The sequence below is a fragment of the Enterovibrio norvegicus FF-33 genome, from assembly GCF_000286835.2.
Taxonomy (GTDB): domain Bacteria; phylum Pseudomonadota; class Gammaproteobacteria; order Enterobacterales; family Vibrionaceae; genus Enterovibrio; species Enterovibrio norvegicus_A.
This window is the reverse complement of record NZ_AJYD02000011.1, coordinates 155,525-174,695: the sequence shown is the minus strand read 5'-3', so window position 1 is coordinate 174,695 and position 19,171 is coordinate 155,525. Positions and strand designations below refer to the sequence as shown.

The window sequence follows — 19,171 nt, the reverse complement described above, 5'->3', positions numbered from 1 at the left end:
CCCCATCATCAATTAACAAAAAACGCCTCTCGGGGCGTTTTTTATTGTCAGTGTTTGGTCGCGCGGGATAGTTACTCAGAAAACGAGGGTTGAAATACACGGTTAGGAAACAATGAGTTGGCTTCCTGTTTTATCTGTTTCGCCATCGCTTTGTTGCCCGTTAACATTGCAAGCTCAATCAGTGACTGATAATCATCGGCGTTCGGATTTAACGTTAGTCGCTGTACTTGCTGGCGTAAATAAGCCTCCTGCGCACGTATATCTCTGCGCTCTACGCTGGTAAGAAATGCACGTTTTCCAGCTTCTTCATGATAGAAACTGCGCCACCATGGGTGTGCCTGATATTGAGCCAGTTTGCTATCACTGATTTGATAGGTATGCAGCGCCTGCTCACCAAGATACACAGAACTTAACACAACGGTGGATGCCAAAATCAAACTTGAAGAGGCAACCAGTTTGACGGTTTTTATTGGGCGTACGGAAATGCGTTGATAGCGAGCTGACAGGTTATCAATCCAATAGAGCAAGACCACAAATAGCAAAGCCAACGCCGGATTCACACTGACAAAAGGCGTTACAACAATGCCGATTAATGATGGCAACATGATGGCCGTTAGCATTAAACGTGTCCCCCAAGGGGCATCATTTAGGCGTCGAATCACCAATACAGTGAGCAACCCAATACCTGCGCAAAGAGCAAGTCCACCTTCGGTGAGCGATTTGACTAACCAACTAGGGTGAAGGGTGGGCATTGCTAATACATGTTGAGATTCAACACCGAAAAGTAACTGTGCAGTGAACTGTTGACCAAGGCCTACCCCTTCAAATTGTGCACTTTTTAGCAGCGCTAAGGATTGTTCGACAACGGAAAACTCTTGCGTTGAAAAGCGGGGAGAGAACAAGGCGGCAGACGGTAGCCAGTCAGCATAACCTGCGATCAAAAAACCTAAAAAAACGGCGCAGTTCCAAAGCCCATGATGAAGCTTACGACAAAAGCGATACAAGAATGGCTGGATGAGAATAATGATCAGCACTGCAATGGTAACTAGCCATGCTTGGCGTAAGGCCATAAGGGCGCATAACGTCACTGTTGGTGTTGCCAATAATAGGATGTGAACGGGCGCAATGTTGCGTTTGTAGACGCGAGTACGCGCGAGTAGATATGCCGACAGTGCCACTGATGTGAGTAACACAATACTGGCGGTGTCTTGGTACAAGCTATCAGTTTGCCAAGCCAATTCTTGTAATCCTGACGTATTCAGAATACTGGGTAGGAAAAACAAAAATGCAACTAGCCAACCCGACAGTAACGGTAGCCAAAGCAAGTATTGGCGCTGTAAATGGTTGAAACTGAATTGTTGTAAGGTGCTAAATGTGAGTAGCGCGATGGCAATACTGGAGACATGCCAAAGCGATGCACCAAAACTAGCGTGAAGGTAAAACGCGGGTACAACGGAAAACAGCGCACTGAGTGACAGCCATCCAGTGAGAGATGTCCTGCAAAAACGTTTTTGGCGTGCAATTTCCCAAAGCCCAAAACAAACGATGGCGACCGCTAATAAAAAAGTGAGCGCAATAGAGGGGTGCTGTATGCCAGACACCGCAAGCTGGATCTGATTCAAAGGAAGACAGAACAGAAACAGTGCGGCCATAGCAATCAATACTGGCTTGACCAATGGCTTACTGGCCACCATTGATGGCCAGTGAAGATGGAGTCGTGTTGTTGGCATGCTTAACTTATTCAGTACCTAACGTTCGATGATATAGGCTTTTTACGCGAGAAGCGGCTTCAAAAAGCGTGCAGTATGCGATTCTTTCGATTTCGCTACTTTCTCAGGTGTGCCTTCAGCAATGATCATTCCGCCGCCATTACCACCTTCAGGACCCAAATCAACAATCCAGTCTGCGGTCTTAATGACATCCAAATTATGTTCGATAACCACGATAGTGTTCCCGTGATCGCGAAGACGATGCAACACATTCAGTAGCTGTTGGATGTCGTGAAAATGCAGCCCCGTTGTTGGTTCATCCAAAATATACAACGTCTTACCGGTATCTCGCTTAGAAAGCTCTTTTGCAAGCTTAACACGTTGCGCTTCACCGCCAGATAACGTCGTTGCCGCTTGGCCCAGACGAATGTATGACAGACCCACATCCATTAAGGTTTGCAGCTTACGTGCAATGGCTGGTACTGCATCAAAGTATTCACGTGCATCCTCGACCGTCATTTGCAGCACTTCGTCGATGGTTTTTCCTTTGTAGCGAATTTCCAATGTTTCTCGATTATAGCGTTTGCCCTTACAGAGATCACAAGGAACATAAACATCAGGTAAGAAGTGCATTTCAACTTTAATCACGCCATCGCCCTGACATGCTTCACAGCGACCCCCTTTGACGTTAAAGCTGAAGCGCCCCACTTTATAGCCACGCGTGCGCGACTCTTGAGTACCTGCAAACAGCTCACGAATAGGGGTAAAAATACCGGTATAAGTTGCGGGGTTTGAGCGAGGTGTACGACCTATCGGGCTCTGATCAATGTCGATCACCTTGTCAAAGTGGTTAATCCCTTCAATATCTTTAAACGGGGCGGGCTCGCCAGTGGTCGCGCCATTTAAACGCTGGTGGGCAATTTTGTAAAAGGTGTCATTGATAAGTGTCGATTTACCTGAGCCAGATACACCAGTGACACACGTAAACAAACCGACAGGCAGTGTCAGGTTAACGTTTTTCAAGTTATTACCCGATGCACCTTTGAGCTTCACTACTTTCGTTTTGTCATACGGCACACGTTTAGCTGGAATATCGATTTTCTTCTTACCACTAAGGTACTGACCTGTTAGTGAAGCCTCATTAGTAATGATGTCTTCATAGGTGCCTTCTGCAACGACGAAACCGCCGTGAACACCAGCTCCGGGGCCAATATCAATAATGTGGTCAGCCGCACGAATAGCATCTTCATCATGCTCAACCACGATCACTGTATTACCGAGGTTACGCAGGTGGTTCAGTGTGCTGAGCAGACGTTCATTGTCACGTTGGTGAAGACCAATTGAAGGTTCATCAAGCACATACATCACACCGACTAAGCCCGCACCAATTTGGCTGGCCAAGCGAATACGCTGAGCTTCACCGCCGGAGAGTGTATCTGCACTGCGCGATAGGTTGAGGTAGTTCAAGCCGACATTGACCAAAAAGTGCAAGCGGTCATGAATCTCTTTCATCACCTTGTCGGCGATCTGCGCACGTTGCCCGGTCAAAGAGAGATCTGCAAAAAACGTCAATGCTTGATGAATGCTCATTTCGCACACGGTCGGCAAATTGGTTTCGCCAATAAATACATGACGTGCTTCTTCGCGAAGTCGAGATCCGCCGCAGCTAGAGCAAGGCTTGTTGGCAATATATTTCGCTAACTCTTCACGTACTGCCATAGATTCAGTGTCGCGATAGCGCCGATTAAGGTTATTTAAGATGCCTTCGAATGGGTGCTTGCGTACGGTGAGATCGCCGCGGTCATTGACATATTTAAAGTCGATGTTGGTTTTACCTGAGCCGTCGAGTACCACATCGCGAATCGCGTCAGGCAAGTCTTGCCATGGCGTTTCGATGTCGAACTTATAGTGCTCTGCCAATGAAGTTAACATTTGAAAATAGTAAAAATTGCGACGGTCCCAGCCACGAATAGCACCACCCGCCAAGCTAACCGCGACATTTTGCACAACGCGATTTTCATCGAAATACTGCTGCACGCCCAAGCCATCGCAAGTCGGGCAGGCGCCCGCTGGGTTGTTGAATGAAAACAGGCGTGGTTCCAATTCCTGCATACTGTAGCCGCAGTGCGGACAGGCAAAGTTTGCAGAGAAAATAAGATCGTCGCCATCGCCATCCATGTGGCTAATCACCGCCGTGCCGCCGGTTAATTCCAGTGCAGTTTCAAATGATTCCGCTAGGCGCTGATGAAGGTCGTTGCGCACTTTAAAGCGATCAACGACCACTTCAATCGTGTGTTTTTTATGAAGTTCAAGTGTCGGTGGATCGGAAAGATCGCACACTTCTCCGTCGATACGGGCACGAATAAAGCCATGGGCGACCAAGTTTTCAAGGGTTTTGAGGTGCTCGCCTTTGCGCTCTTTGACAATTGGCGCCAGCAACATCAGTTTGGTGCCTTCTTCCATCTCCAGCGCTTTATCTACCATCTGACTGACGGTTTGTGCTTCCAATGTCACGTTGTGCGTGGGACAGCGCGGATCGCCGACTCGCGCGTAGAGCAGACGCAGGTAATCGTAAATTTCAGTGATGGTACCCACGGTTGAGCGCGGGTTATGCGAAGTGGATTTTTGCTCAATGGAGATCGCGGGCGAAAGGCCCTCGATGTGGTCAACATCTGGTTTTTCCATCAGTGACAAAAACTGACGAGCATAAGCAGACAGCGATTCAACATAACGACGTTGGCCTTCCGCATACAAGGTATCGAATGCGAGAGAGGATTTTCCTGAACCGGAAAGCCCTGTGATCACAATCAGCTTATCGCGAGGGATCGTCAGGTTAATGTTTTTCAGGTTATGGGTGCGAGCCCCTCTGACGTCAATTGTATCCATGTCTACCTTGCCTACTTATCAGACCTGAGTCTGAAGAAAAACGGATGAGAGGAGTATCCCACAATATCGTGTAATGAAAAAGAAGAAAGCTGTATAAATATACAGCCTTCTTGGTTTGAATAGCGACGATATTAAACGTGAAACTCGCGAAAAAAGATCATTCGAATTTGACGGTTTTCTGAGGCTGTTTAGGCGCGTCAGATTGAAGGTAAATATTTTGATAACAGTAGTTAGTCGCTTCAATAAAGCCTTCTACACTGCCACAGTCAAAACGTTCGCCTTTGAATTTGTATGCGAGCACACAACCGCTTTGCGCTTGTTGTAGCAATGCATCGGTGATCTGGATTTCTCCGTTTTTACCCGGCTCCGTTGTCTCCAGAATATCAAAAATATCTGGAGTTAGGATGTAACGGCCAATGATGGCAAGGTTACTTGGCGCTGTGCCCGGCTCAGGTTTTTCAACCATATTATCAACGCGAAACAGGTTATCTTTGATTTCTTGGCCTGAAATAACGCCGTATTTATGTGTCTCGTCGTCTGGCACTTCTTCAACGGCGACAATTGAGCAACGGAACTGTTTGTACAGTGCGACCATTTGCGACAAAACGCCTTGATCTTGGTTGACACAAAGGTCATCGGCAAGGACAACGGCAAAGGCTTCGTCACCGACCAAATCACGTCCGGTCAGTATGGCGTGTCCAAGACCGCGCATTTCTTTTTGGCGAATATACGTAAAAGATGCGGCATCAATGGTGGCGCGAATATCTTCCAGCAGGGCTTCTTTATTGGTGCCTTTTATCTGATGCTCAAGTTCGTAGTTTTTATCGAAATGATCCATCAGGCTGTGCTTACCACGTCCCGTCACGATACACATACCGTCAATTCCTGCCTCAATGGCTTCGTCGACGCCGTATTCAATTAACGGTTTGTTGACGATTGGCATCATCTCTTTGGGCATGGATTTTGTGGCAGGCAAAAAGCGGGTTCCGTAACCCGCTGCCGGGAATAGGCACTTCTTAATCATCAGATATCCTTAATTTTTCACATCTAACTAACTGTGGGTCATGTCGTTTTAATTGGGCAATAAATACTACCACTAACCCATGACAATATTGATTGTTTCTTAGAGTATGGCTTCGTTCAGCCTATAGGCCAAAAGCCGAGGCGCTTTTTCACTTTGTGCAGCGCTAACAGATTCTGAGTGCTGACACCTAAGCTCACCGCAATAGCCGCACCGAGTATTCCCCATATAGACGTAAATATAACCGTTAGAGTCACGGTTAAAACCCCAGCAAAAACGGTGACGTTACGCATGTCTTTTTCATAGCCACACATGGTCAGCAAGAAACCGACCGAGCCTGTCATCACGTTGATCGTCTGACCGATAGCCAGAATAACAAGCAGTTGCCCTGATTGAGAAAAGGCATTTCCAAACAAAGACATGATGGCATTTGGCCAAATAAGTACGATAAACAATACGGGGAGTGAAAAGCCAATCATCAACCGTGTTGATAACTGTGCCAATCTCTTAAGCTGATTGAATTCACCGGCTTTATACAACGCTGAGAATCGAGGTGCCGCGACGAAGTTTACCACCATCAACATAAAACTGATGAGCATAGAGGTGCGCTGCGCCGCAGAAAAAAATGCAACCTCCTCGCTGGTTACAAAAAAGCCAACGATCACGACTGATGCCCAGGGGATCGCCTGCCCGGTTGCTGAAATAAGCCAAAGGTTGGGGGCTGCTCCCCAAAGGGCAGGCATACGTAAATGGGTACTATCGATGCGATGTTCAGGCACGTTGAACCACAGCCATAAGCCAGCGATAACAACCAGCACTGACGCCAAGACATAGACGAAAGAAGCGCTGCTGGCGAGAGGAACCGCTTGATAGTGTGGCAAATAAAGTAGCGCGGGGAGCGCAATTATCGTAACCCCAAGTTGCATTGAACAGACCGATGCAATCACTTTTCGTGTTGCTTGAAGGGCGTACCCATTTAAGAAAAATAGGCTGACAAAAGGGATAGCCGCTGCAAAATAACGCAACGTTGCTGTCGCTTCGGGTTTATTGAACACTGCATCAGCTAGCCAGGGCGAACAGAGATAGATAATCACGCCAGATAACACTGAAACGGGCACGACCGCTGCGTAAGCATTGGTAAATACCTGATTGGTTTGCACCGGGTTATCGGAAGTATGGGATTGACCAATAAAGCGTAGCATGGCGTTATCCATACCGAGTAAACACAAAGTGCCCATCAATGTGGCAAGGCTTAAACCAAGGAAAAACAAACCTGATTGTTCAGCGCCGAGTATCCGCGCGACGACAACACTAAGTAAAAAAGCAGCGCCTGCTGCGAACACGCGAAATAGTGCGGCTAGGGCAGCATGGTAAAGAAACTGCCGACGATCTGGCGACATGGATTGAACGCGGTTTATGAGGGTGGAAAGCATGACTCGATCCTCACCAAGGGAATGCAAGTGGAACAAGAGTGATAACGCCAAGTCCGTAAATCACAGTCAGGGGCAAACCCGCTTTGATATAGTCTTTGGGTTGGTAGCGTCCGGCTGTAAACACCATGAGGTTGGTTTGGTAACCAAACGGCGAGAGAAAGCTGGCGCTGGCTGCGAAAGCGACGGTCATGATATAAGGCATGGGATCAACTTGGTACTGGGCGGCAATGGCGAGCCCAATAGGAAATGCAATCGCCGCTGCGGCATTGTTGGTGATAAGTTCCGTCATTACCCATGTGGCGAGGTACAACATGACTAAAGCCCCAAACGGGCCACTGTTTTGGCTCCATGACATCATGTTAGAGGCAATATTATCTGCCAATCCTGTCTGGCTAATGGCCTGAGCAAGTCCAAGCGCTGAGCCGACGACCAAGACCAATTCAAATGGGAATCGACGACGAAGGTCGTGTATCGACACCAGTCGACTACCAATTGCGGCTGCCAGAAGTAAAATCAGTCCTTTGTACAGCGGCAACACTTCAACGAAGCTCGCGAGCAATGCAATGACAGCACCTAAGCAAAATAACGCGGATTGTCGTGCGCTGAGAAATGTCCCGTGTTGGCGCTCTCCGACTAAGACGAAGTTTTGTACTAGCGTATCGCGACGATAAAAATCGTCACCCACTGCCAATACCAACAAATCACCGCCTTGCAGTCTGACTTGACCGAGACCGCCTCGAAGTTGATGGTCACCGCGCTTTACGGCAACAACTGCTGCGTCAAATTGCGTGCGAAAATTGAGAGATTTAATGGTCTTCCCTGACACCATGGCATGCGGTGCCACCACCACGTCCATTAAGTTATCAGAGGGCAATTTCTCGCCTTGGGAGTGAAGGGTGAGGCCTTTAAAGCGAGCCAACAGTGGCGTAGCCTCAAGATCACCAGAAAACACTAAAACGTCATTTGCTTGCAGTGGTTCACTGGGCGTGACGGGGGAAATGATTCGATCCCCTCGAATGATCTCCACGAGAAATAGTCTTTCTAGGTGCCGGAGTCCGCTGGCTTCAACGCTAAGGCCTATCATGGGGGAGTCAGCATCAAGGCGGGATTCGAGTAAGTACTGGTTTGTGTCGTTGTCGGGAGCCGTATCGCGGCTTGGTAAAAGAGGCAGTGAAAGAAAAACAATCACCACAATACCAATGACAAACAACGGACCACCGACCAAGGTGAAATCGAAGAAATTGATCCCCTCAAATCCGGCATTGAGGGTGAAGCCATTAACCAGCAAATTGGTAGATGTCCCAATTAAGGTCATGGTGCCACCAAGGATCGCGGCATAAGAGAGCGGAATAAGCAGCTTACTGCCTGGATGCTTGGTGCGTGTCATGCTGCGCATCAGTGTTGATACTACGGCCGTGTTGTTAATGACCGCCGATAACAATCCGGCTGACACTGTGGTTTGCAATACGACACGACGCAAGCTTCCGCGAGTGCACCAGTGACCGAGAGCGCTGATTAAAACTGTGCGTTCCAGTATCACTGACACCAGTATCAGCAAAACCAAAGTGATGAGTGCCGGATTGGTGAAGTTATTAAAAAGTTGATTAGCCGGCACGATATCTGCGAGAAGCAATACCGTGAAAACTGCACCAAACACCAATGCAGGACGAAGGCTGGTGAAAACCAATGTCACCAGTAATCCCACTATAATGAGTGCGACTAACCAACTCACCGGCTACACCTCGTAGATGGACAGTAAGGTGTTACGTTGCTTATCGGCACTGAAATCGTTGTTAAATAGCATAAGTGCGCTTTGGTAGTCCGGGTGTTCGGGATGGCGACAAAATTCCACGATTTGCTTTGCCATCGTTTCTGGTGAGCTAACCATATATGGATACGGTAGGCTTTGCGTTGCGCCAATAATGCGCAAAATCATCGGTACCTGCATGCGAGCAGCTTCAAGAAGTGTTAATGGCATGCCCTCCCATGCTGCAGCATGCAGATAGAGATCGGCATTTTGCAGTGTTTGCATGACCTGTTGGTGGGGAATCATCCCCGTTACTTCTATGCCAACCTTTCTTAGTGCGTCTTCTTGTTCCTGATCGCCCCCCCCCAACCAGCGGATATGTATCTGCTCATACTCGGGGTAGGCTTTTAAACTTCTTACGGTTTCGAGCAAAAAACCTGGGTCTTTTTGTGCAGACACGCGACCAACCACGACGACATTGAAGGGAGGAGGCGCTGACTTTTCCGCTTTATTGTTTATTAATTCGCTGGGTAAATCGGCGTAATTATTGAGATGAACAGCGCGCTTGGCGCCAAGTTCTAATGCCAGCTCGCATTCACGCTCACTGCACCCTGCCACCACATCAATACGCGATAATCCTAGCTGTTCAAGGCGCATGTACGCGTTTTGCATCAAATCAGAAATGTCGCGTCGTTCAAATGCATAACAGTGCGGCGTATAAACAATGCTAGCGTTGCCTTTGGGCAAATAGCGCCCGAGAAAGCCAGCGAAGCTCGAATGCAGATGAATGATATCGGGCTGAATTTCTTTTACTGCATGACGCGCTGCGCGATAGAAAGCGAGCAGTCCGCCTTCTACGGTTTTTACCTCATCAAACAGTGACTGGATTGCCATGCCCGTATTGTCTTTAGGGCGCAAACGGGCGAGCAAATTATGATGAATTGGATCATCTTTTGTCGAGCGAGCATAGCTACACAGGGCAGTTTGAATACCGCCACCAAATGCCTCGGTGATATGGAGAACCGTTTTCATCACTTGCTCCATTTGTTTTTAAAGCGTGTGATTTCTTCTTCACTGTAGACTGCGCGATACAGTGGCGCGTCATAAAGATGGAACAAACGTTCAAACGAATAGGTTTCTTTAAAGCGTTGGTAAAGCGCAGAATACCACTTGTTAGAACCTTCGTTGCTGGACTCAAGCGTGAACTCCGGATGATCTAAAAAAGTGGCCAACACATCGGCAGATTGATTGATAGCTTCGCATTTCATCAGCAAGACATCGCAACCATTTTGTTCAATGTGCCAATGGGTTTGTGTTGGATCGGAAATGTGCTTGAGCACATCTACGCCAAACCGACGCTTTAGCTCTCGGTCAAACCATTCAGTGAAATAATCCAAATGCATTTGGTTTTCAAACGCATCGGTGAGGTGCTTTAGCGTGGCATCGATGTCACCGTGAATCGCATCATTCTTTTTACCCGAAATAAACTGGATGTGCAGATCTTGAAAGAAACGAGAAACCACGGTGGCCACAGGATCACGAACCAAGGTGATGATTTTGAGGTAATCACGTTTTTGCAGCACGCGGCAGCGATGCGCCAACGTCAATCTATATGCGGTTCGTACTGGCCAATCAAAGAAACAGGCAACATCAGCGGTATTGCGGTACATCTGGAACTCTTCATTGTCATCAAAGGTATGAATGTGCCAGCTTGGGATCCCTGCATGTTCGAGTGATGCTTCGATAGATGACGAGCCAACTTTGCCCATTTGGTATACCAAAACGAAATCCTTTTCGCGCAGAGTTTGGTCGAAGGCGCGTTGTCGGGCCAGACTGAATTTCATTGCTTATCCTTATGCATAACGACGTTTGAAAATGGTTTAGCGGTGACGGTGGTTTTTATTGATCGAGTATTTATCGATGGGTCTGGTGACTCTTGAGTCTCTGCGCGAGTGTTGACGAAGAACGGGAATAAAAACATCAGCATGATGGTGCTGTTGATGGCAACAAACAGCACCATCGCAAGAATGTAGACGGCCATAAGAAACGCGACAGGGTTTAGCATGCGCTGATGGAATAGCTGGCGCATGCTAAGCACAAAACCGCCAATGAGGATCGTAAGACCCACAAGGCCGTACTCGATCGCAACATCAAGCGCAAAATTATGGGTATAGATGGCCAGTTCCTGATTATGGAAATAATTCGCCATGTATTCCGGCAGCATTTTGGGGCCGACACCAAAAATGGGGTGCTCTAAAAACAGCGAGAAGCCATTAGCAAGGAGCAGTTTTCGCCACACTTCAGAATCCCAACGGGCTTGCTCTTGGTCGGCAAACAGAATGTCAAACTGTGTAAACTCTAGATGGTTTAATATGGCAGGGAGCCCCATCAGAGACCAGATAGAAAACAGGGCGATAATGGCACCAAAAAAAACCATAAAGCCGAGAGTATGAAAGGCGCGTTGCGTCTTGGCATCGCCCACCTTGCGACAAAATGCGTAGTCACATGCAATCATCAGCATGACGCCAAGTAACGCTTTTCGCTCGCCAGACATCACTAATAAAACCAACGCGATGCCAAGTAGAATATGGCTGAAACGGATGTGATCACGCATCAGATACAACATCACGCAGCAGAAACCAAAGAAGTACTTGGTGTTAGCGAGCTGTTTGAAATCGGGCATGCCTGGCTGCATTAAGTGCCAGATGGCGGTATAGACTGCGCCAGCGAATGCATAAAGTGCCACGATGGACAAAAAGCGTGGTGAAGCAAGCAGGCCTGCTTGATGAAGCACGCCGAGAAATGCGGCCACAGATAGCCATTGGATCATTTCAATCATGACCAGCTTGAAGGAGACATCACTGAGCACCCCAGCGAGCAGTATGTAAGCCACAAACACCAGAATAAAACCGGTTGCTTTGATGGTCGTTTGCTTCAACTTGCCTCGAAACAGGATAATGGTAAGAATGCCTAGGGCTGCAATACTTTCGAGATCCGCCAGATACAGTGAAATGCCAGACACATTCACTTTTAGTGGAACAAAAAACAAGATGACGGCAAGTGCCGCCAAATGCTCAAGAGGCCTTGCCATCGGCTAACCTCTGTTTGTTGTCGACTAATGATTGATAGGTGTCGTAGTACTGTTCACGAAATGCCGATAAGGTGAAGTGTTGGCAGCGCGAAACCGAATATTGTGCAGATGTTTGGTAGCTAGCGGCATCGTCGCACAGCGAGGCGACCATTTGTGCCAGCATCTTTTCATCACCCACGTTGAACAGAGATGCCTCGTTGTCGATAACCTCACTCATGCCTTGCACCCGTGACGCTAAAACAGGCAAGCCCGCAGCCATGGCTTCCACTGCGGCTAGACCAAATCCTTCGACAATGGAGCTTTGAACATAAATATCCACTCCGTCGAGAAACGCAGGAATATCCGCCCGGACACCATGAAAGATAACGCGATCATCTAACCCAAGCGATTTAACCAATGTTTGGTATTCCTCTCGTCGGTCGCCGTCACCAGCAAAATGAAGTTCGTACTTTGCCGGTAACAGGGCAAGTGCGCGGATCAACGTCGGATGATCTTTATACACATGAAAACGTCCGACCATACCGATGCGGATCGGCGAATCCGATTCAGGTCTTGACTTGGCAATTAACGGATACTTACTTAAATCAATCCCGTTTAAGATCACCTGATAATGACTTTTCCACTGTGGCAAAAATGCTTCTAACGCATGCTGAACCTGTTCGGTAATACACACTGTGGTGTGATAGCGCCAGTAGAGGAAAAACTCGAACGGCTTCATCCATGCATGATCACGACGACGATTGTGAGTGGCGTGCTCAGTTTGAATACGCTTCTTCCCAAAGGCCGCCAAGGCGATGTAGATAGACGGGAACAGATGCCCGTGCACCAAATCTGGCCAACGTAAAAGTTGCCATTTTTCTTTTAGTGACAGCCTATCCCACACATAACAGGCCACACCTTGTGCTTCTATTTCAGCACGGAAGTCATTGGTGTCTTCCAGCGTGATCACGCGAATTTCATAACCGTCAGGCGGCGGTGAGATCAAATCGATCACGAAACGCTGTGCGCCGCCATTGCGTGACAAGTCATTGATAATATGCAAAACCTTGACGGTCATGGGTGGTTCGCTCTCCTTGTCAGCGTGTAAAGACACAGTGTCCATGCTGTTTCTTTCTCGCAGATCACTTAATCGGTTTGGTTTCCCACTCTGGGAAGTGTTCACGAATATAGTGATTAAGCGCGACTTCAGCGGCAGTGTAGCTGCGGCTTTGCTGTGCGTCTTGCGACGAATGCAATGCTTCAACCATGCCAGCGGCAACGGTAATATTGCTCAGTCGGTCAATGACAATAAAGGCGCCCGTTTTACGAATGTCTGCGTAGTGATCGACCGCGACTGGTGCATTGAGTTGAAGCTCAACCACACCAATTTCATTCAGTGCTAGTTCGTTGGCAGTCAGCGTTTCGAAATTGTTGATATCGATTTTATGCACGATGTTCGTGATTCGCCCAGTGACATTATGTGTCGCGAACTTGAAGTCATAATCGTGACGGGATTTCAGCGTATCTTGCGCCATCCAAACCAGACTGGCTGTAAGGCGGTCTGTAGATACCGGAGCCGTGTCTGCGTGAACCAACATGTCGCCACGTGAGATATCAATTTCATTAGCAAGGGTGACGGTGATGGCATTGTTTGGGGCAATGCTTTCCAGTTCGCCGTCGAAAGTCACAATGGCGGTGACAGTACTCTTCTGACCTGAAGGCAGTGCTACGACTTCATCGCCTTTGCGCAAAATGCCAGAAGCGAGCGTACCGCAGTAACCGCGAAATCCATCGTCAGGGCGATTAACGAACTGAACAGGAAAACGCATCAAATCAAGATTCTGATCTCGATTGATTTCCATGCCTTCTAAAAGCGCCATCAAAGATGGACCTGTGTACCACGGCATGTTGTCACTGTTGGACACGACATTGTCGCCAGTGAGCGCTGAAAGAGGGACGTAATGCACGTCTTTGATCCCAAGTTGTGCAGCCATTGCCTGATAGTCAGCTTTAATGCCATCAAACACAGCTTGGTCGAAATTGACCAAATCCATTTTGTTGATCGCGACAACAACGTGTCGAATCCCTAGCTTATTGACGATATAGCTATGGCGGCGAGTTTGGGTTAACAGCCCTTTACGTGCATCAATCATCACAATAGCTAATTCACAGTTAGATGCGCCTGTTGCCATGTTCCGTGTGTACTGTTCATGCCCTGGGCAATCGGCAATGATGAATTTGCGCTTTTCGGTCGAGAAATAGCGGTAGGCCACATCAATGGTGATGCCTTGCTCGCGCTCGGATTGCAGGCCATCGACCAACAAGGCAAGGTCGAGTGATTCGCCCGCGTTACCGACACGTGCATTGTCTTTGTGTAAGGTGGAAAGATGATCTTCAAAGATCAGCTTCGTGTCGTAAAGTAGGCGGCCGATCAATGTAGATTTACCGTCGTCGACACTGCCGCAGGTCAAAAGACGCAGCAGATCTTTATTTTCATGCTGATGGAGATACGCTTCGATATCCGAGGCTATCAGAGTTGAGCTATGGCTCATGGGGCATTCCTTATGCAAACAAGCAAATTCATTCAGTAAAGTGGTGAGGCTTTTAGAAGTAGCCTTCTCGTTTTTTCTGCTCCATAGAACCAGACTGATCGTGATCGATAACCCGACCTTGACGCTCAGAGGTTTTGGTTAACAGCATCTCTTGAATGATTTCAGGCAAGGTCGCAGCGGTAGATTCCACCGCGCCCGTTAATGGGTAGCAACCCAGGGTGCGAAAACGCACGGATTTCATTTCAACCTTCTCGCCTTTTTCTAATGGCATGCGCTCGTCATCTACCATGATTAGCGTGCCATCACGCTCGACAACCGGGCGCTGTTTGGCGAAATACAAAGGAACGATATCGATATTTTCCATGTAAATGTATTGCCAGATATCCAATTCAGTCCAGTTAGACAAAGGGAACACGCGAATGCTTTCGCCTTTGTTTACACGGCCGTTGTAAGTATCCCAAAGCTCCGGACGTTGATTCTTCGGATCCCAGCGATGGTGTTTATCTCGGAATGAGTACACGCGTTCTTTGGCGCGGCTCTTTTCTTCATCGCGACGGGCACCACCAAATGCAGCATCAAAACCATGCTTGTCCAGCGCCTGTTTTAGACCTTGTGTCTTCATGATGTCAGTGTGTTTTGCACTGCCGTGTTCAAAGGGACTGATCCCCATGTCGACGCCGTCTTGATTAATGTGAACAAGAAGATCTAGTCCCAGTTTTTTGGTGAATTCATCGCGAAACTGAATCATTTCCTTAAACTTCCACGTCGTATCGACGTGGAGTAGCGGGAAGGGCGGCTTACCGGGATAAAATGCCTTCATGGCAAGATGCAGCATCACCGCTGAGTCTTTGCCGATGGAGTACATCATCACGGGGTTATCGAACTCAGCAGCGACTTCACGAATGATGTGAATCGATTCGTTTTCAAGCTGTTTGAGATGGGTCTGGTTTAGCGAAATCTTATCCACCATTGTGTATCCTTTTGTTACGTTGCCAGCGGATAACGCTGGTGGAACGCTTTTATAAATTCAGGGAGTAATTCTGCGGGCAGAGCATTGATGCCGGCGGCGGCTTTTCTGCCACCCCCAGTTGGAAATGCAGCGGCAAGTTCGTCTGCACCGATGCGATTTTTCAGTGGCGCTCGAATACTGACCAAGTAGCTACCGTCTGCTTTTTCGGTAATAACGGCATTGGCGACACTGGGGTCTTGGTTAGCAAGATCGTTTGAATACACGCCGCTAATACGGCGAGCCCAAGCTTCATCAGGCAACATGTAAACGCGCGAACCTGATTGCTCAGAAAAAGGCACAATGGCAGCCGCTTTCTCACTGTCATTCATAAAGCCATTCTCTAGTGTGTCGTATACATCAGGGCGTTCAGTTATAAAGTTAAATGGCGAAGGATATGGCGACATCAGTTTGTAAATCTCAGCAGGAGAGAACAACAAATCTGCCAGCGACGAGCCATAACCGTTGTAGTTGAGATAAGTACCAAATTGCTTGAGCGTGAGCCTATCTTGATCGCAAAGATCCGCTTTATTTGCCAGCGTATCGGCAACTGCAAACAAATTGTCACCATAAGCACCAACCAAAGCCCATTCGCGGTATCGGCCATCAAGCAGCTTATCGACGATCAAGCTAGTGCATGTATTGGCTGCAGTGTTGATGTGCGTGGTTAACCCATTGTGCTCAGGGATATCGTCTGGATTGTGGTGGTCGGCATAAAATACCCGCACGCCTTGCGACAGGAGATTATCCAACGCAGCCCGGTTTTTGCCCATGGCGACATCCAGCACAGTGACATCTTGTGCAATGGCAGGATCGACTTGCTTGAGCAAAGCAATATCACGTTTCACACCCGTGATCAGCACGCTGTCTTTTGGGGTGGCTAATCGAAGCTGTAAGAGTGCGCAAATCCCATCGGCATCGCCGTTAAATACATCAAAACTTGTCTTCATTCTTGTTATATGTCCTTGTCAACACTCGAGCCTTAGCTGGCTTCGAGCGCGTCATCACTTTGTTTGTTAGCGTTGTAGTACCCATAGTGCAGCTTGTATTTTTCTTCGGCAAACTTGCTGGAGAGCTGATTGAGCACCACTCCGTCTATGGCGATGTCATGGCGTACGAGCTGAGAGACCGTAAAGTTGATTTGCTTCTCTGTGGTCGACTCCGCTTTCACGACAAGCACCATGCCACCGGCTAAGCGTCCGAGGAGCAAGCTGTCACTCACAACATGCACTGGCGGCGTATCAAGAATGATGCGGTCATAGCTTTGCTTTAACTGATCAATTAACGCGGCAAACTTGGGCGAGCCTAGCAATTCTTGCGGATTCGGTGGCAACAGACCGGCTGGCAAGAGATCCAGTGACGACTCGTCATCATGGTAAATACACTCGCTTATCGGTGTGCCCATGACCAGTGCATTGGTGAGGCCTGCTTGGTTACGTGGTAAACCATAGCGACCACCAATAGCGGGCATGCGCAGATCACAATCAATCAGCAAAGTGCGCTCCATCTTCGCCAATGATTGAGCCAAGTTAAGTGCTACGGTGGTTTTGCCTTCAGCCGGCAAAGAAGACGTTACCGCCAATATTTTGCGTTTACTGTTTGTTAAAGTGAGTAGTATCGAGGTGCGTATTGTCCTCACTGACTCACTGAATAGGGCGGCATCGGGGTCAAGATAAAGGGTGTGATCCAGTGGCGTATTTTTGAATCGCTTCGCTTTGACCCGGGGAAGAAAGCCTAAATGCTGCAAACCGAGTTTCTCCTCAACATCATCGGGTTTTTCAATCGTGTTGCGGTAAGCATCTGCCAAAAATGCACCCGCGATAGCGATCAGAAGAGCGAATGCGGCGCTGATCACGATTAATTTGGTGGTTTGCGGACGGAAGGGGTCTTGTGCTGTTTTCGCTTTGTCGGTAAACCGAGCAATCACCGATTCAAAGTCACTGGTTGCAGTCGTTTCTTTCTGCCGACTCAAGAACATATCGTAAAGCTGACGACTGGAGTCAACATCGCGCTTGAGCGATTCGTATTGTGCACGCTTTGAACTAATGTGTTGATAATCGTTCTTTTTGTTGGCGAGCGAAGTCATCAGCGACGCTTCTTGTTTGCGTGCATTGGTGAGTTCTTTTTCGATACCGCGTGCCAATTCGTTGATCACAGAGTTGGCGCGATTGCGGACAGCCGTCAGCTGAGCACGAGCCTGGATCATCTTGTCGTGTTTTTCGCCATAACGTTTTGACAGCTCTGAAACTTTGCGCTGCGCATCGGTCTCGGCATTTTTGACATCACGAACCTGTGGATGGTTTGAGATTTCAGGTACCGACAGCAAGGCTGCACTGCCTGCACCGTTGCCTTGCATCAGTGAATACAAACTTTCAGCGGCGACGCGTTTTTCTCTGGCTTCAGCCACGCGAATGGTTAAGTTAGTGAGCTCGGTACCCGCGAGTTCATCGATATCATCTAGCTCAATCAGTCCTTCGTCTTGCAGGTATTGAGTCAAGGCTAGCTCGGAGATGTCCAAGTTGTTTTTAAGCTCACCCAATCGATCTGTAATCCAGCCTGATGCAGTCTGTGTTGCAACCAGTCGTGCTTCAAGGTTTGACTCTATATACGCTTGACCGAGTGCGTTGGCGACATTCGCGGCTAGCACGGGGTCGGCTGAACCAAATTGAATTCTGACTAACTGTGTGTTGCGAATAGGCTCTATTGCTAAATGGGATTTGAATTTCTTCAAGACAGCTTGATCTGCTGCACCCTTATCAACGGCGTCAGTTAGCGGCTTTTGCTTGGGTAAAAAGCCCTGTAAAAACTCTACTTGATGGAGCATGGCGAGCAATTTATCTCGCGCAGAAGGTTTTCCGACGAGATTATTGAACTCTCTAATTTGCGATATACCCAATTCTTCGATAACTTTTTCTGATAGGTAATCCGAGCGAAGGATCTCAAACTGTGTTTGGTAATATTCCTTCTTGCTGGTATCGAGCGCGTACACTTCTTCGATAGAAATTGTTTTACTGGCCTGAGACTCGATAAGCAGTGTGGCTGTCGCGCGGTAAACTGGTGTGATGGCAAGGATCAGCAGCGTAGCAATGAGCGTAACAACAATGACAAACAAGGTGATGGGCATCCAGTAACGCCCGATCACGCTGAAATACCGTTTAAGATCGATACGTGATTGCCCGCTTGCCGGGTTAGGCTCGGTCAATTTCATGGTGGTAATTTCCTTTTATTCTCGCAGCGCTATCTAAAAAAAGCTCTGATCAACCACGATGATGTCACCGGGGCCCACAGTTTGTGACAGGCCAACATTTTTTTGTGTTCTTCCATTTTTGGCTTCTGTCTTTTGAATTTTTTTACGTGATGCTCGGTCGGTAAATCCGCCCGCAATCGCAATCGCTTTACCAATGGTCAGCCCTGGTTGATAGTCATAACCACCAGGCTGATTTACTTCACCGTTAACATAAAACTTGCGAAACTGAATAACGTTAACCGTTACCTTCGGGTCGATTAAATAATCACCCCGAAGTCCCTGTTCGATAATGCGTTGCAGTTGACCGACGGATTTCCCAGCAGCCTCAAGGCGGCCTAGATAAGGGTAATCAAAACGCCCTCGTGTGCTGAGCAAAATGTCCATGGAAAGGTCTTCTTCCCCGTACACTTTGATGGAGATACGATCTCCATCATCTAACACATATTGCTCTGTCTCTGCGGCTCCACTAAAGAAGGGTAGAAACATTAAAAGGAGTAATA

The 19,171-nt window shown here is 48.1% G+C and carries 14 protein-coding genes; all 14 read right to left on the bottom strand.

Annotated elements, in window-relative coordinates:
- Positions 1–71 precede the first annotated feature (71 nt).
- On the bottom strand, positions 72–1,694 hold the full coding sequence (locus tag A1OO_RS02390; RefSeq protein ID WP_017005120.1) for a Wzy polymerase domain-containing protein: 1,623 nt from the start codon (positions 1,692–1,694) through the stop codon (positions 72–74).
- A 78-nt stretch (positions 1,695–1,772) separates the two neighbouring features.
- Positions 1,773–4,595 carry an excinuclease ABC subunit UvrA gene (gene uvrA, locus A1OO_RS02385; RefSeq protein WP_016960843.1) on the bottom strand — a complete coding sequence of 941 codons (2,823 nt, stop codon included), beginning with the start codon at positions 4,593–4,595 and terminating at the stop codon, positions 1,773–1,775.
- Between the two features lie 157 nt (positions 4,596–4,752).
- A complete protein-coding gene (gene galU / locus A1OO_RS02380) occupies positions 4,753–5,619 on the bottom strand; it encodes a UTP--glucose-1-phosphate uridylyltransferase GalU (protein WP_017005119.1) in 867 nt (288 codons plus the stop codon).
- 116 nt (positions 5,620–5,735) lie between these two features.
- The gene (locus tag A1OO_RS02375) at positions 5,736–7,049 is read right to left on the bottom strand and encodes a flippase (protein ID WP_017005118.1); all 1,314 of its coding nucleotides are present in this window, start codon (positions 7,047–7,049) and stop codon (positions 5,736–5,738) included.
- A 10-nt stretch (positions 7,050–7,059) separates the two neighbouring features.
- Entirely contained in the window at positions 7,060–8,781 is a 1,722-nt protein-coding gene (locus tag A1OO_RS02370; RefSeq protein ID WP_017007066.1) for an SLC13 family permease, read from the bottom strand.
- Between the two features lie 3 nt (positions 8,782–8,784).
- Complete coding sequence (locus A1OO_RS02365) at positions 8,785–9,828, bottom strand: glycosyltransferase family 4 protein (protein ID WP_017005117.1); 1,044 nt, start codon at positions 9,826–9,828, stop codon at positions 8,785–8,787.
- Positions 9,828–10,640, bottom strand: coding sequence for a putative capsular polysaccharide synthesis family protein (locus tag A1OO_RS02360; RefSeq protein ID WP_016960838.1), 813 nt, complete (start codon positions 10,638–10,640; stop codon positions 9,828–9,830). The genes A1OO_RS02365 and A1OO_RS02360 overlap by 1 nt, the downstream gene beginning before the upstream one ends.
- Complete coding sequence (locus A1OO_RS02355) at positions 10,637–11,887, bottom strand: O-antigen ligase family protein (RefSeq protein ID WP_016960837.1); 1,251 nt, start codon at positions 11,885–11,887, stop codon at positions 10,637–10,639. The genes A1OO_RS02360 and A1OO_RS02355 overlap by 4 nt, the downstream gene beginning before the upstream one ends.
- Positions 11,871–12,944, bottom strand: coding sequence for a glycosyltransferase (locus A1OO_RS02350; protein ID WP_016960836.1), 1,074 nt, complete (start codon positions 12,942–12,944; stop codon positions 11,871–11,873). Before A1OO_RS02350 ends, A1OO_RS02355 begins: the two co-directional genes overlap by 17 nt.
- A gap of 64 nt (positions 12,945–13,008) precedes the next feature.
- A complete protein-coding gene (gene cysN / locus A1OO_RS02345) occupies positions 13,009–14,418 on the bottom strand; it encodes a sulfate adenylyltransferase subunit CysN (RefSeq protein ID WP_017005115.1) in 1,410 nt (469 codons plus the stop codon).
- 52 nt (positions 14,419–14,470) lie between these two features.
- Positions 14,471–15,388, bottom strand: coding sequence for a sulfate adenylyltransferase subunit CysD (cysD, locus tag A1OO_RS02340; protein ID WP_016960834.1), 918 nt, complete (start codon positions 15,386–15,388; stop codon positions 14,471–14,473).
- 14 nt (positions 15,389–15,402) lie between these two features.
- Complete coding sequence (locus tag A1OO_RS02335; RefSeq protein ID WP_017005114.1) at positions 15,403–16,374, bottom strand: DHH family phosphoesterase; 972 nt, start codon at positions 16,372–16,374, stop codon at positions 15,403–15,405.
- Between the two features lie 32 nt (positions 16,375–16,406).
- A complete protein-coding gene (locus A1OO_RS02330) occupies positions 16,407–18,632 on the bottom strand; it encodes a GumC family protein (protein WP_017005113.1) in 2,226 nt (741 codons plus the stop codon).
- 33 nt (positions 18,633–18,665) lie between these two features.
- A complete protein-coding gene (locus A1OO_RS02325; RefSeq protein ID WP_198928378.1) occupies positions 18,666–19,157 on the bottom strand; it encodes a polysaccharide biosynthesis/export family protein in 492 nt (163 codons plus the stop codon).
- Between the last annotated feature and the right edge of the window lie 14 nt (positions 19,158–19,171).